Origin of the sequence: Streptomyces sp. NRRL F-6676 (genome assembly GCF_000725625.1) — a bacterium.
In the GTDB taxonomy this organism is placed as follows: Bacteria; Actinomycetota; Actinomycetes; order Streptomycetales; family Streptomycetaceae; genus Streptomyces.
In genome coordinates this window covers 95,656-109,059 of the sequence record NZ_JOHS01000003.1, presented here as the reverse complement: position 1 = coordinate 109,059, position 13,404 = coordinate 95,656, and the positions used below count along the sequence as shown (strand labels likewise).

At 73.6% G+C, this 13,404-nt stretch carries 14 protein-coding genes; 3 read left to right on the top strand and 11 right to left on the bottom strand.

Translation table 11 applies throughout. From position 1 onward, the window contains the following. Position 1: 1 nt before the first annotated feature. The 7 genes from IO29_RS03870 to IO29_RS03840 all read right to left on the bottom strand — a co-directional run bounded on the left by IO29_RS03870 (position 2) and on the right by IO29_RS03840 (position 6,998). Positions 2-892 (bottom strand): DUF5936 domain-containing protein, encoded by an 891-nt coding sequence (locus IO29_RS03870; RefSeq protein ID WP_030378850.1) that lies wholly within the window; start codon positions 890-892, stop codon positions 2-4. 20 nt (positions 893-912) lie between these two features. Continuing rightward, positions 913-1,860, bottom strand: coding sequence for a type II secretion system F family protein (locus IO29_RS03865; RefSeq protein WP_030378851.1), 948 nt, complete (start codon positions 1,858-1,860; stop codon positions 913-915). A gap of 34 nt (positions 1,861-1,894) precedes the next feature. After that, on the bottom strand, positions 1,895-3,235 hold the full coding sequence (locus IO29_RS03860) for a TadA family conjugal transfer-associated ATPase (RefSeq protein WP_030378852.1): 1,341 nt from the start codon (positions 3,233-3,235) through the stop codon (positions 1,895-1,897). A 25-nt stretch (positions 3,236-3,260) separates the two neighbouring features. After that, positions 3,261-3,662 (bottom strand): TadE/TadG family type IV pilus assembly protein, encoded by a 402-nt coding sequence (locus IO29_RS03855; RefSeq protein WP_030378853.1) that lies wholly within the window; start codon positions 3,660-3,662, stop codon positions 3,261-3,263. Further along, positions 3,659-5,284 carry a CpaE/TadZ family protein gene (locus IO29_RS03850; protein ID WP_030378854.1) on the bottom strand — a complete coding sequence of 542 codons (1,626 nt, stop codon included), beginning with the start codon at positions 5,282-5,284 and terminating at the stop codon, positions 3,659-3,661. Before IO29_RS03850 ends, IO29_RS03855 begins: the two co-directional genes overlap by 4 nt. A gap of 10 nt (positions 5,285-5,294) precedes the next feature. Beyond that, a complete protein-coding gene (cpaB, locus tag IO29_RS03845; protein WP_030378855.1) occupies positions 5,295-6,008 on the bottom strand; it encodes a Flp pilus assembly protein CpaB in 714 nt (237 codons plus the stop codon). A gap of 75 nt (positions 6,009-6,083) precedes the next feature. After that, a complete protein-coding gene (locus IO29_RS03840) occupies positions 6,084-6,998 on the bottom strand; it encodes a hypothetical protein (protein WP_030378856.1) in 915 nt (304 codons plus the stop codon). 357 nt (positions 6,999-7,355) lie between these two features. On the opposite strand from IO29_RS03840, the gene IO29_RS03835 reads away from it, so the two are divergent. Beyond that, positions 7,356-9,080 carry a chitinase gene (locus tag IO29_RS03835; RefSeq protein WP_030378857.1) on the top strand — a complete coding sequence of 575 codons (1,725 nt, stop codon included), beginning with the start codon at positions 7,356-7,358 and terminating at the stop codon, positions 9,078-9,080. Positions 9,081-9,122: 42 nt separating this feature from the next. Here the strand turns inward: IO29_RS03835 and IO29_RS03830 are convergent, their stop codons facing one another. Further along, the gene (locus IO29_RS03830) at positions 9,123-9,974 is read right to left on the bottom strand and encodes a hypothetical protein (RefSeq protein WP_030378858.1); all 852 of its coding nucleotides are present in this window, start codon (positions 9,972-9,974) and stop codon (positions 9,123-9,125) included. Between the two features lie 23 nt (positions 9,975-9,997). Here IO29_RS03830 and IO29_RS03825 point away from each other — a divergent pair, with 23 nt between their 5' ends. Further along, positions 9,998-10,597, top strand: a complete 600-nt coding sequence (locus tag IO29_RS03825; protein WP_234307458.1) for a hypothetical protein — start codon at positions 9,998-10,000, stop codon at positions 10,595-10,597. Between the two features lie 32 nt (positions 10,598-10,629). On the opposite strand, the gene IO29_RS03820 is transcribed toward IO29_RS03825, so the two are convergent. After that, a complete protein-coding gene (locus IO29_RS03820) occupies positions 10,630-10,983 on the bottom strand; it encodes a DUF6204 family protein (protein ID WP_030378860.1) in 354 nt (117 codons plus the stop codon). Between the two features lie 53 nt (positions 10,984-11,036). Continuing rightward, the gene (locus IO29_RS03815) at positions 11,037-12,032 is read right to left on the bottom strand and encodes a helix-turn-helix transcriptional regulator (RefSeq protein ID WP_030378861.1); all 996 of its coding nucleotides are present in this window, start codon (positions 12,030-12,032) and stop codon (positions 11,037-11,039) included. A gap of 102 nt (positions 12,033-12,134) precedes the next feature. On the opposite strand from IO29_RS03815, the gene IO29_RS03810 reads away from it, so the two are divergent. Beyond that, positions 12,135-12,548, top strand: a complete 414-nt coding sequence (locus tag IO29_RS03810; RefSeq protein ID WP_030378862.1) for a VOC family protein — start codon at positions 12,135-12,137, stop codon at positions 12,546-12,548. A 34-nt stretch (positions 12,549-12,582) separates the two neighbouring features. Here the strand turns inward: IO29_RS03810 and IO29_RS03805 are convergent, their stop codons facing one another. Further along, the gene (locus IO29_RS03805) at positions 12,583-13,344 is read right to left on the bottom strand and encodes an SDR family NAD(P)-dependent oxidoreductase (RefSeq protein ID WP_030378863.1); all 762 of its coding nucleotides are present in this window, start codon (positions 13,342-13,344) and stop codon (positions 12,583-12,585) included. Positions 13,345-13,404: the final 60 nt, after the last annotated feature.

The window sequence follows — 13,404 nt, the reverse complement described above, 5'->3', positions numbered from 1 at the left end:
CTCAGCGCCCCAGGATCGAGCCGAAGTTCGTGCCGGAGCCCAGGAACATGCCGGTGGCGATGAGGATCATCGTGGCCGGGAGCATAAAGACCAGGGTGACCATCGTGGCCTTGGGGATGGTCTTGGCGGCGCGGCGGCGGGCGTTCTGGGCGTCGGTGCGGCGCATGTCCGTGGCGAGCTGGATGAGCGTCTCGGCGATCGGGGAGCCGAGTTCCTCGCCCTGCTGGAGCGCCGAGACGAACTGGGCGACCTGTTCGGAGCTGTTGCGGCGGCGCAGTTCGTCGAAGGCCTGGCGGCGGCTGACGCCCATGTCCATCTGGCGCAGGGTGATGCGGAGTTCGTCGGCCCAGGGGCCCTCGTACTTGTCGGCGACGCGGTCCAGCGCCTGGCGGAAGCCGAGGCCCGCGGAGACGACGACGGCGAGGACGTCGAGGAAGTCGGGCAGGGTGCGGTCGATGACGTCCTTGCGGTCGCGGATGGCCTGCCAGATGAGGGCGTCGGCGGCGAGCAGGCCGAAGGCGAGGGTGGCGAGCGCGATCAGCGGGTGGCCGGTGGTGAGGAAGACCAGGCCCATGAACGCGCCGAAGAAGCCGTAGACGGCGCGGCGGGCGGCGTAGCGGTTGAGGGTGAGGCCGCCGGGGTTGCCCGCCATGTCGATGCGGCGGCGTTTGGCGTCGGTGCGGCGGGGGCCCATCAGGCGCAGGACGAGGGGGGCGAACCGCATGCCGAGGCGGTCGACGGCGGAGCCCGCCGCGGAGACGCGGGTGGCGCCGATCTCCAGGGCGAGCGCGAGGTCGGTGGGGAGCTTGGCCTCCGCGCGGATCATGCGGATGCCGAGCAGGACACCGGCGACGGACGCGGCCGTCAGGAGCGCGAGGAGCAGGGGCAGCATGGCCTGTTCGGTCCCTTTCCTCAGACTTCGATCCGGCCGAGGCGGCGGATGACGAAGAAGCCGACGGTGTAGAGGCCGAGGGAGATCAGCACCAGCGCCTGGCCGATCGGGGAGCCGGTGACGCGGGCGAGGGCGCCCTCGTTCGAGGAGTTCACCAGGACGAGGGAGCCGAGGCCCAGCATCGGCACGGTGAAGGCGGTGGCGTTGACCTCGGAGAGCATGGTGCGCACCTCGCGGCGGGTCTCCTTGCGGTCCTCCAGGGTCTGGGTGAGGTTGCGCAGCGAGCTGACGACGGAGCCGCCGGCCCGGTTGGACAGGACGAGGGTGGTGACGAGGACGATCAGCTCGCGCGAGGGCAGCCGCTCGGCGAGCTCGCCGAGGGCGTCGTCGATGGTGCGGCCCAGGCTGAGCTGGTCGGCGACCCGGGCCAGTTCCTCGCCCGCGGGGGCCTCCAGTTCCTCGGCGGCCATGGCGAGCGCGGTGCGCAGGGCGAGTCCGGCGGCGGTGGCGTTGGCGAGGAGGCGGGCGACGTCGGGGAGCTGGTTGATGAACGCCTCGATGCGTTTCTGGCGCTGCCAGTTGAGGAAGACGACCGCGCTCCACACGCCGATCAGGGCGGCGATCGGGCCGAAGAACGGGGCGAGGGCGGCGGCCGCGATCAGCCAGAGGGCGACGACGACGAATGTCACGTAGGTGACGAACTCGCCGGCCGTCAGGTCGAGCCCCGTGGTCGTCAGCCGGAGGTGGACCGCGCGCCCGAGGCGGGTGCGGCGGACCCGCCGGTCGACGCCGGTGAAGTGGCGAACGCGGCCCGAGGCCGTGCGCGGCGGGCCGCTGCCGGGTCCGGCGAGCCGGTCCTCCAGGGCGCGGCGCTGGGCGCGCCCGGAGGCGTACGCGTGGACGCCGGCGACGGCGAGCGTGCCGCCGAGGACGGTGGCGCCGAGGGCGAGGAGCGCCTGGTTGTTCATGGCCGGCACCTCCGGGGAGCCGAAAGGGCGAGTGTCATCCGAGTGCCTGCCTGATGTTGCGTACGTCGAGCGCGTCCGCGACCCCGTACGCCGGGGGGAGCGGCTCGCCCGCGACGTACAGCTTCTCCGCGACCTCGCGGGGCAGCGGCAGGTGTTCGTAGCGGCCCCGGACGACCCGGTCGGCGGTGAGGGGGTCGGCGGCGAAGCGGGAGACCGTGGCGATGCGGAACTGTTCGCGGCCGTGGCTGACGACGAGGGCGATCTCGACGATCTTGCGGGAGCCGTCGGCGTGCCGGGCGAGCTGGACGACGACGTCGACGGCGGAGTTGATCTGGTCTTTGAGCGCCTCGAAGGGGATCATCACCTCGGACATGGAGCCGAGGGTCTGCAACCGCATCAGCGCGTCCTCCGCGGAGTTGGCGTGGACGGTGGCGAGCGAGCCGTCGTGGCCGGTGGACATCGCCTGGAGCATGTCGAGGGTCTCGCCGCCGCGGACCTCGCCGACGATGATCCGGTCGGGGCGCATGCGCAGCGAGTTGCGGACCAGGTCGCGGATGGTGATGCGGCCCTTGCCCTCGACGTTGGGCGGGCGGGACTCCAGCCGGATCACGTGCTGCTGCTGGAGCTGGAGCTCGGCGGAGTCCTCGATGGTGATGATGCGCTCGCGGTCGGGGATCAGCTCGGAGAGGGCGTTGAGCAGCGTCGTCTTCCCGGTGCCCGTGCCGCCGCTGACGATGATGTTGAAGCGGGCGCGGACGAACGCGGCGAGCAGCAGCAGCATCTGCTCGTCGAGCGAGCCGAGGCCGATCAGTTCGGGGAGCGTGTAGGCGCGCGGGAAGCGGCGGATGGTGAGGGTGGGGCCGGTCAGGGAGAGCGGCGGGATGATCACGTTGACGCGCTCGCCGGTGGGCAGCCGGGCGTCGACCATGGGCGTGGACTCGTCGACGCGGCGGTTGACGGTGGAGACGATGCGTTCGATCGTCTGCATCAGCTGCTCGGCGGAGGCGAAGCGGAGCGGGAGCTGTTCGACGCGGCCGGCCCGCTCGACGAAGATCGAGTCGGGGCCGTTGACCATGATCTCGGTGATCGACGCGTCGGCGAGCAGCGGTTCGAGGACGCCGAGGCCGAGCGCCTCGTCGACGACGCGGCGGATGAGCTGGGAGCGTTCGGCGGAGGAGAGGACCGGGCCCTCGCGGCTGATGATGTGGCCGAGGACGCGCTCCAGGCGGGCGCGGCGCTCGGTGGCGGCCAGGCCGGACATCTCCGCGAGGTCGATCTCCTCGAGGAGCTTGGCGCGGTAGACGGCGACGAGGTGGCCGTCCTCGCGGGCTGCCTTGCCGTCGTCGGGGGCGGCGAGGCGGGAGCGGAGGCTCATATGGGTCAGCTCCTCTCTGCTGGGCTCAGTCGTCGGTGGGCATGGTGGCGGTGCGGGTGAGGTCGAAGTCGTCGAAGAGCGGGATGACGGCGGGGACGTGGACGGTGACCGAGGCGGTGGTCGTGTCGGTGCCGCGCTGTACGGAGGGGTCGGGGTCGAGCCAGCCGCTGACGGCGGCGATGCCGGCGCCCGTGCCGTCGCCGCCCTGCTGGGAGGCGACGCGGGCGGCGGCGCGGGCGGCCGTGCCCGCCTGGTTGACGCCGTAGCCGATGAGGCCGAGCTGGATGGCGGCCAGGCCGATGACGAGGAGGACGGGGAGGTAGCCGGCGAACTCGATCATGGAGACGCCCCGGTCGTCCCGGTTCCAGGGGCGTCGGTGGCGCTTCGCGTCCCGTAAGAGGCGCGTCCGGAGGGTACGCGTCGTCATCCGTCGCTCCCCTCCGGCCGTTCCAGCGCCGCCCCCGCCGTGCCGTCGACGCTCCAGCCGAGGTCGACACCGGGGAAGAACAGCGGCACGTCGGCCCGTACGGTCGCCCGCATCAGGGAGCCGGACGGGGAGCACTCGATGTCGGCGCCCTGCCAGGCGTCCGGCAGGTGCTTGGCGCCCGCCGCCTCGCAGGCGCCCTGGGCGTCGCCGCGCACCGCGTAGGCGGCCGTGGCCGCGCGGGCCGCCTCGTCGGCCGCGTTGCCGGCCAGGGAGTACGTGTAGCCGTAGAGCACGCACTCCCAGAGGATCGCCATGACGACGAGGACGATGGGGAACATGCCCGCGAATTCGAGGGTGACCGCGCCCCGGTCCGAGGAGGTGCGGCGGCGCAGCGAGAGGGCGCCCCGGTCGGAGCCGGTCCGGCGCCGTCGTCCGCCGCCGCCCTCGGTGACGGCGACCAGGCCGAGTTCGCCCGCCAGGCCCCACAGCGCCTGTTTCACGGAGGAGCGGGTGTCGAGGTCCTGGAGGCGGCCGGCGTCCACGACGGACTGGAGTTCCTTGAAGGCGGCGGGCACGGTGGTGCGGGCGGTGCGGGTGCCGGTGACGCGTTCGACGATGCCGGGCTGGATCTCGGTGCCGCGCGAGTGCCGGTTGACGACGGTGAGGGTCTCCTCGGCCTTGCGGATCTGGAGCCGGTCCCACATCCGCACCATGCGCTTGGCGGCGCGCACGGCGACGACGTCCGGGGTGACCAGCAGCAGGGCCTGGTCGGCGAGTTCGACGGCGGCGGCGGTGGCGGCGGTCAGCTGGGAGCCGCAGTCGACGATGACCACGTCGTGCCGGGAGCGCAGTGCGGCGAGCACCTGGCGGGCGACCCGGTCGGTGACCTCCTCGCCGCGCTCCCCCTCGGCGGGCGCGAGCAGCAGGGAGACGCCGCTGTCGTGGGCGTAGACGGCGTCCTGGAGCACCCGGGGGTTGATGTCGGTGATGGCGGCGAGGTCGGCGACCGAGCGGCGGAACTGCACGTCGAGATAGGAGGCGACGTCCCCGGACTGGAGGTCGAGGTCGGCCAGCGCCACCGTACGGCCCGAGGCGCGGGCGGCGAGGGCGAGCTGGACGGCGGTGACGGTGGCGCCGACGCCGCCCTTGGCCCCGGTGACGGTGATCAGCGTGCCGCCCGGCCCCGTGTACAGCTCGGGGGTGGCGCTGCCGAGGTGGCGGCGCATCCCGGCGGACCAGGTGGCGGCGGCCCGGACGCGTTCGGCGAGGGCGTCGTAGGTGAGCGGCAGGCCGATGATGCCGCGGGCGCCGGAGTCCATCGCGGCGGTGAGGACGGCGGCCCCGGCGTCGGAGGTGATGAGGACGACGCCGACGGCCGGGAAGCGCAGCACCAGGTCGCGGATGAGTTCGAGCGCGGGGACCGGCCCGATCCGCTCGTGGACGAGGACGACCTCGGGCAGTTCGTCGAGCGAGTCGGCGGCGAGCCGCGCGAGGGTGTCGAGGAGCGCGGTGGAGTCGGGGACGGGCGGGGCGGGTTCGGCGTCGGCGAGCCGGCTGAGCAGGGTGGTCAGACCGCGCGCCGCGTCGGCGTCGCCGACGGCCGGGAGGATGCGGATGGTCATGCGCGGCCTCCTACTTGTCCTCGTCGAGGGTGTACGTGCGGTCGCCGGGCGGGATCGACTGCCGGGAGCCGCCCGCGACCAGGGCGAGCCGTACGTGTTCCGCGAACGACTCGGCGTACGCGACCCGTTGGGCGTCGGCGGTGTCGAGCGCGAAGGTGATGGGGACGGCCTGGCTCGCGCTGCGCCGCCGTTCGTCGCTGCTCTGGTCGGGGTCGAGGGCGGTGATCTTCCCGACGTCCAGGACGCGGGCGTTCTCGACGATGACCTTGGACTGGTCCTTGCCCTTGTCGTTCTCGGCCTTGAAGGTGGCGTAGATGTTGACCCGGGAGCCGGGGTCGATCTTCCCGGCGACGCCGGTGGCCGCGTCGATCATGATGGCGATCTCCTGCTGCCCCGCTTCGAGCGCGGGCCGGGCGACGATCATGTCGCTCTGCAACAGCGAGCCCTTGGCCAGCCGGGTGACGGCTATCTTGCCGCGGATCCGGGCGAGGTCGGTGACGGCGGTCCTCGGCAGCCAGCGCTCCGGCATGGAGACGCGCTGGAACTGGTCGGCGTCGAGTTCCTTGTAGGGGGCGATGTCGCTCTTGAGCCGGTACGCGGTCACCTCGGGGCCGACCTTGGAGTTCACGTCGCGGATCACCGACAGGACCCCGGCGAAGGCACCGAGGGCGCACAGGGCCGAGAGGACCAGCAGGATGACGCCGCGGCGCTGGCGGGAGTTCATGACTCGGGCAACCTCGATCGGGGCGGGGACAGCGGAGCCGTGCGGGGTGGTGCCTGGGGCCGGGGGCCGCGGTGGCTAGGTCATGCCCGGTGGCAGGGCCCGTACGGCGCCGGCGTGGGCCCTGGCCGGGGCGAGCTGGGGCGGTGGTGGCTGCGGGGGCGGCGCGGTGAGCGGGGCCGCGCAGAAACCGCAGCGGTCGCCGATGAGTTCGAGGCCGCACCAGCGGCACAGCTCACGGCGTACGGAGGAGACGAGCTGGTAGAGCACGGAGACGTCGTGCAGGCCCGCGGCGAACTCGACGAGCCGGGTGGTGCCCCACCAGGTCCCCGACGGCTCGGGCAGCGGCACGGTGGCCACGCCCTGTACGCGCCAGGCGGGGGCGAGCGTGGCGGTGACCCAGTCGGAGGGCGGCTGACCGGCGGCCACGAGCAGCCGGGTGCCGAACTCCGGGCCGGGTAAGTCCTCCTGGCCCACCCGGACGAGCCGGGGGCGCGGGGCGGCCAGGACGGCGAACTGCGCGCCGGGCACCCAGGACTTGGCGTGTGCGGTGAGCGTCACGGGCAGCCGGTCGAGCCGGGCGACGGAGCCGAGCAGGGCGCCGGCGTAGACGTAGTGGGCGAGCAGCCGGGCGGCGCAGGCGAGCACGCCGGGGCTGAAGTCGCACACCGACAGCTGCCGTAACTGCTGGGCGAGCAGGGCGAGTCCGAGCGGCGGCAGGTCGACGCCGAGCAGGGCGACCCGGTCGGTCTCCAGCATCGAGCGCGCGGTGCGCAGCCGCTGGACGGCCGGGTCGGGGGTGGTGGAGCCGGAGGCGGCGGGGTGCAGGGCGATGACGTAGCCGTGCTGCTCGACGAGCGTGTGCAGGGCGACGACGGACTGTTCGAGGGTGGGGCCCGGCTGGACGACCGCGGGCGGGGTCCCCCGGTCGAGCGGCGGAAGCGCCAGACCGGGACTGGTGACGGCTATCGCGGTCGGCACGCTGCACACCACCCCGTTCCCCGCGGCGGGACGGTCGCCCCCGCCTCGGATCACCCCTGTGACGTCCTTTCGCACGTCCTCTTGCATCAGCACCATATCCACGGCGTGCGCCGCTCAACACAGAATCTTGAAGATCATCTCACCGAAGGTCGGTGCATGATCAACACAGAGTGAAGCGGGGAGGGGCGGCTGCGGCGCCAACTGGGCGTTGCCGGACGGAGGTTGACGTACCGGCAGGCTTCGTCGCCGCCGACCCGTCGGGTTGTCAGGCTCTTGACAGCCGCATTGGTCTGGACCATGTTGAACACACAACGGTGGCCACCGTCTTCTCCCCTTGACTCCCCCCGACTCCCCACACCGGAGGCCCCAGTGCACCGCCTCTCAGCCCCGCCCGGGAACAGACCCCGCGCCCGCCACGTCCGCCGCCTCGCCGGCGCCGTCGCCGCCGCGCTCGCCCTCGCCCTGGCGGGCGCGGGCCAGGCCTCGGCGGCGGACGTCAACAACACCAGGAACGCCGGCTTCGAGGCGGGACTGGGCGACTGGACCTGTTCGGCGGGCAGCGGGACGACGGTGTCCTCCCCCGTGCACGGCGGCGCCTCCGCGCTGAAGGCGACCCCGGCCGGCCAGGACAACGCCCAGTGCACCCAGACGGTCGCCGTGAAGCCCGACTCCACCTACACGCTCAGCGCGTGGGTGCAGGGCGGCTACGCCTACCTCGGCGCGACCGGCACCGGCACGACCGACGTCTCCACCTGGACCCCGGACTCCTCGTCCTGGAAGCAGCTCAGCACCCGCTTCACCACCGGCTCCGCCACCCACTCCGTGACGGTGTACCTGCACGGCTGGTACGGGCAGCAGGCGTACTACGCGGACGACGTGTCGGTGTTCGGCCCGGACGGGGGCGGCGGCACGGACACCCCGACGGTCCCCTCGGCCCCCGGCGGCCTGAAGGTGTCGGGCACGACGTCCTCGTCTGTCTCCCTCGCCTGGAACCCGGTCTCCGGCGCCACCGGCTACAACGTCTACCGGGGCGGCACGAAGGTGCAGTCGGCCTCGGGCACCTCGGCGACCGTGACCGGCCTCGCGGCCTCCACGTCGTACGGCTTCCAGGTGACGGCGACCAACGCGGCGGGCGAGTCGGCGAAGTCCGCGACGGTCACGGGGACGACGTCCGCGACGGGCGGCGGTGACAACGGCGGCGGCGGTGCCCTGCCGGGGCACGCGGTGACCGGCTACTGGCAGAACTTCAACAACGGCGCACAGGTGCAGAGGCTGTCCGACGTGCCCGCGCAGTACGACATCATCGCGGTCGCCTTCGCGGACGCGACGACCACGCCGGGCGCGGTCTCCTTCACGCTGGACTCGGCGGGCCTGAACGGCTACACCACCGACCAGTTCAAGGCCGACATCGCGGCCAAGAAGGCGGCCGGCAAGAAGGTCGTCATCTCCGTCGGCGGCCAGAACGGCACGGTCTCGGTGAGCGACGCGACGTCGGCGACGAACTTCGCCGACTCGGTGTACTCGCTCATGCGGACGTACGGCTTCGACGGCGTCGACATCGACCTGGAGAACGGCATCAACGCCACGTACATGACGCAGGCGCTGCGGTCGCTGTCGCAACAGGCGGGGTCGTCGCTGGTCATCACGATGGCGCCGCAGACGATCGACATGCAGTCCACGTCGGCCGGTTACTTCCAGACGGCGCTGAACATCAAGGACATCCTGACGGTCGTCAACACCCAGTTCTACAACAGCGGCACGATGCTGGGCTGCGACGGCAAGGTGTACGCGCAGGGCTCGGTGGACTTCCTCACCGCCCTGGCCTGCATCCAGCTGGAGAACGGCCTCTCCCCCAACCAGGTCGGCCTCGGCGTCCCCGCGTCGACCCGCGCGGCGGGCAGCGGCTACGTGGCCCCGTCGGTGGTGAACAACGCCCTGGACTGCCTGGCGAAGGGCACGAACTGCGGCTCGTTCAAGCCGTCGAAGACGTATCCGGCCCTGCGGGGCGCGATGACGTGGTCGACGAACTGGGACGCGACGGCGGGCAACGCGTGGATCAACGCGGTGGGCCCGCACGTGCACGGGCTGCCGTAGGGGCGCCCGGGCCGGCCGCCCCCGTCGTCCCGACGGGGGCGGTCAGCCGATCGGCTCGACCGCGTCGGCGCGCACCTGACGGGTGAACTCGGCGTAGGACGCGAGGTCGATGTCGGAGGCGTCCTGTGTCATGGAGTTCTCGTCCGTGACGCCGATGGCGGCCCCCGTGTTGCCGTCGCCCCACGCGCACACGGGGTAGACGATGGCGGCCCCCCTCTTCTCCTGCCTGAGCACCTCGCACCCGATGGTGGGCCCGCCGTCCTTCGGGAAGTCCTTCGGCCCCCTGAGCAGGGTCACGCCGTCGGCCTGTGTGGCGCCGTGCAGCATGTGGTCGCGCATCTGGTGGGTGTTCTTGAACCGCCCGTACATGCCGCTGAACAGCAGCAGGCCCTTGGTGTTGTCGCCGCCGACGTTGTACTGGCCGACGACGGCCCGCAGGTCCTTGGCGTCCCAGGCGCCGTCGGCCTCGTCCTCGATCTGCCGGCCCTGGGTGTCGGAGAGGTCCTGGGCGAGCGCGTACCGGCCGTCGGCCAGGGTCTTCGGCAGGGTGAGCCGGTACTCGGCCTCCGGGAACCCGCCCACGGCCGCCCGCCCGATGAGCACGAGCACGACCACGAGCGCGACGACCGCGCCGAGGGCCCCGCCCACGATGCCGAGCACGAGCCCGACCCGCCGCTTCTTCGGCGGCGGCCCGGCCCAGCCGTACGGCGGCGGGGGGTACGAGGGGGCGTAGGGCCCCGGCCCGTAGGGCGCCTGATGCGGGGCCGGCCGCGGAGGATACGGACCGTACGGCCCCGGCGGCGGCCCCGGTGGCGACCCCTGCTGTCCGCCGTAGGGCCCCTGCGGGGGCGGCGGTTCGGACGCGTAGGGGTTCGGCGGCGGAGGTATGGACACGTCGGAAGGCTACTTGAGAGCAGGTGACCGGCCATGCCGGTCTTGCCGGCCTTGCTGCCCGGGCCCTCGTGCGCGGCGCGTCCCGGCTGCCGACGGCGAAGCTGCGGCCGGCGGCCCACCGCTCCTATGATCCGCGCATGTGGGCCAAGTGGGTGGGGGCCGCCGTGGCGGCGGGGATGGTGCTCTGGTTCGGGTGGGGGCTGGCGGGATCCGTGAGCACGGGGTGCGAGGCGACGCCCAAGGGGGGATGCGGTGTACCGGACGGCGGTGGGAAGTACTTCGCCGCCGTCATGATCGCGCCGGTGCCGCTTGTCCTCCTGTACAAGACCGGGATCTACCGCAGGGACTGGCGACCGGCTCTGGGTCACCCCGCCGGAGCGGTCGCCGGGGCGGCGGCCGCGTTGAGCATGGGCACCTCCGTCGGCCACTGGATCGTGGCCCTCGTCCTCCTCTCGGTCGGTGCCCTGGTCCCGTGGGCCGCCCGGTTCCACACCGAGCAGGCGCGCGAGGCGAGGCACCGGGAGCGCGAGCGCCGTCTGCGCGAGGAGCGGCGGGAGCGCGCCCGGGCGCGCAGGACCGAGCGACGGCGTGAGCGGCGTCGGCGCCGGAGCCTCGGTGCGTGACGGAGACGCCGCGAGGCGGACCGGCGTCCCGCTCACTTCCCGGCGGCCGCGCGGCGCCGGCGTTTGCCCAGCGGGGCCTGGGAGAGGTCCTCGGCGGTGGAGCGCAGGTTCTTGTGGCCGTAGCCGCGTGCGGTGAGCCATGCCGCCGCCGCGGTCTCGGCGCGTTCCGTCGCCTCCAGGATGTCCTCCTCGGCCTCCCCCTCGTCCAGGAAGCGGAAGGTGAAGGCGGGCCGGGCGGCGATGTCGTAGCTGAGGTGTCCCTCGCGGGTGAAGGACGCGCGCAGCACGTCGTGCTCGGCGGCGTGGGACAGCAGTTCGGCGCGCTGGGCGTCGCTGAGGCCGTCGAAGACGCCGCGGACGGTGACGCGGAAGGTGCGGGTGCTCATCGGGGCAGCGTAGGCGGGGCCGGGGCGGGGCTCCAGCGATTTCGGGGCCCGGGTCAGGGACCGTCCGGCGCGGGCTCGGCGGCGTACTCGTCCAGACGGCGCGCCAGCGACCGTACGAGGGCGCGCAGTTCCGCGGGGCGTTCGACGACGAACGGGCGGTCCAGGGCGGCGAGTACGGCGGGGATCCAGTCCAGCCGCTCCGCCCGGAGCCGTACGTCGGTCCAGTCCGTGCCGTCGTCGGACGGGAGCGGGGAGAGCGTGGCGACGGTCGCCGGGAGGTGGCGGCGGATGTGGTGCTCGTCGGCCCGCACGCGCACGCGCACCTCGTGGGCCCACGGCGTCCGGGCCAGGCCGTCCAGGACCGCCGCCACCGGGTCGAAGTCCGCCGGGGTCTCGAAGGAACCGCCGAGCGCGGTCACGCCGTCGACGCGGTCCAGGCGGAAGGTGCGCACCTCCGCCTCCCCGGCGGCCGGGTCGGCGGCGGTCAGGTACCAGCGGCCGCCGTGCGCGACCAGACCGTACGGCCACACCGTGCGGTCGCTGCGGCGGCCCGTGCGGTCGGTGTACGCGAGCGCCACGGGGCGCCGGTCGCGCGCGGCCTCGGCGAGGGCGAGGAGGAGTTCCGCCTCGTGGGCCCCGGCGGGGCGGGGGCGTGCGGTGAAGTCCGCCGTCTCCAGCAGCGCCTCCAGCCGCCGCCCCAGCGCCTTCGGCAGGACCCGGCGCAGCTTGGCCGCCGCGCTCTCGCTCGCCGCGCCCGACGCGCTGACCGGCCCGGCCCGCCGCGCCACCAGCAGCCCGAGCAGTACGGCGAGCGCCTCCTCGTCCGTGAGCATCAGTGGCGGCATCCGGTAGCCGGGCGCGAGCCGGTAGCCCCCGTAGCGCCCGCGCACCGACTCGACGGGCACCCCCAGCTCCAGCAGGTGACCGGCGTACCGGCGGACGGTGCGCTCGTCGACGCCGAGGCGGTCGGCGAGGTCGGCGACGGTACGGGTGCCGCCGCTCTGGAGGATCTCCAGCAGGGCGAGGACGCGGGTGGTGGAGGTGGTCACCGGAGAATTCTGCCTCCGATACCGGGCGGAACCTGTCCGGTATCCGTTCTAGCGTGGCACGCGTCCCCGACCGGCACACCCTTACGTACGACTGGACCTCTCATGAACCTCGTCTCCCTCCGCGTCATCAGCGACGACGTCACCCGCCTCGTCACCTTCTACGAGGAGGTCACCGGCGTCCCGGCGACCTGGTGGACCCCCGACTTCGCCGAGCTGGCGACCCCGTCGGGCACGCTGGCCCTCGCGAGCGACCGCACCCTGGCGCTCTTCGGCGGCGGCACGGACCTCGCGGCCCCGGCCGCCAACCGCTCGGTGATCATCGAGTTCCGCGTCTCCGACGTCGACGCGGAGCACGAGCGGCTGGCCGCCCTCGGCCACGAGTTCGTCCAGCCGCCGACGACGATGCCCTGGGGCAACCGCTCCGTCCTCCTCCGCGACCCGGACGGCAGCCTGGTCAACCTCTTCACGCCGGTCACGGCCGAGGCGGTGGCGAGGCAGGAGCGCCAGGACGCCTGACCGGGCGGCCCGCCCCCGGTGGCGGAGGGCGGCGTCAGGTACGCAGGTGGGAGGCGCCGTTGAGGTCGACGACGGTTCCCGAGGCCCAGACCGCGGCCGGGGAGGCGAGGAAGTGCACCGTGGCGGCGATCTCCTCCGGCGTCCCGACCCGCCCGAACGGGCTCTCCGCGCGCAGCCGTTCGCCCTCCGGCCCGGACAGTTTCGCCGTCTGCCGTTCGGTGGCGACGAACCCGGGCGCGACGGAGGTGACGGTGATGCCGTGCGGCGCCAGTGCCACGGCCAGCGACTGGCCGAGGGCGTGCAGTGCCGCCTTGGTCGCCCCGTAGGCGGGGAAGTCCGGCTCGCCGCGGAAGGCGCCCCGGGAGCCGACGTTCACGATCGCGCCGTTCGCGCCGCGGTCGACGAGATGACGGGCCACGGCCCAGCTCAGGTCGGCCGCGCCCAGCAGGTTGACGTCGACCATCCGCCGCCAGACCTGCTGCCAGTGCGCCAGCGGGGTCTCCGCGACCGGATGCCGGGTCTCGGCGGTGGGCGCCACGGCCGCGTTGTTCACCAGTACGTCCACCGTGCCGAGCGCGGCCACCGCCTCGGCCGCCAGCCGCTCGGCCGCGCCGGGCTCGCCCAGGTCGGCCCGGAGCAGGGCGTGCCCGGTGCCGGGCAGCTCCCGCAGGGTGCGCTCGGCGTCCGCGCGGCGGCCGGCGTACTGCACCGCGACCCGGTCGCCACCGGCCGCGAAGGCCCTCGCCACCGCACGGCCGATGCCGCGCGAGCCACCGGTGACCAGCACGCCCCTCATCGGCCGGACCCGGCGGGCCGGCGGGCGGCGTGCGGGCACCCGGCGAACGGTCGGTGAGAC

Excerpts from the sequence above, each read along its gene's own strand:
- IO29_RS03855 (WP_030378853.1), bottom strand. The coding sequence starts at position 3,662 with ATGACGACGCGTACCCTCCGGACGCGCCTCTTACGGGACGCGAAGCGC.
- IO29_RS03810 (WP_030378862.1), top strand. The coding sequence starts at position 12,135 with ATGAACCTCGTCTCCCTCCGCGTCATCAGCGACGACGTCACCCGCCTC.
- IO29_RS03865 (WP_030378851.1), bottom strand. The coding sequence starts at position 1,860 with ATGAACAACCAGGCGCTCCTCGCCCTCGGCGCCACCGTCCTCGGCGGC.
- IO29_RS03870 (WP_030378850.1), bottom strand. The coding sequence starts at position 892 with ATGCTGCCCCTGCTCCTCGCGCTCCTGACGGCCGCGTCCGTCGCCGGT.
- cpaB (WP_030378855.1), bottom strand. The coding sequence starts at position 6,008 with ATGAACTCCCGCCAGCGCCGCGGCGTCATCCTGCTGGTCCTCTCGGCC.
- IO29_RS03820 (WP_030378860.1), bottom strand. The coding sequence starts at position 10,983 with ATGAGCACCCGCACCTTCCGCGTCACCGTCCGCGGCGTCTTCGACGGC.
- IO29_RS03860 (WP_030378852.1), bottom strand. The coding sequence starts at position 3,235 with ATGAGCCTCCGCTCCCGCCTCGCCGCCCCCGACGACGGCAAGGCAGCC.
- IO29_RS03805 (WP_030378863.1), bottom strand. The coding sequence starts at position 13,344 with ATGAGGGGCGTGCTGGTCACCGGTGGCTCGCGCGGCATCGGCCGTGCG.
- IO29_RS03850 (WP_030378854.1), bottom strand. The coding sequence starts at position 5,284 with ATGACCATCCGCATCCTCCCGGCCGTCGGCGACGCCGACGCGGCGCGC.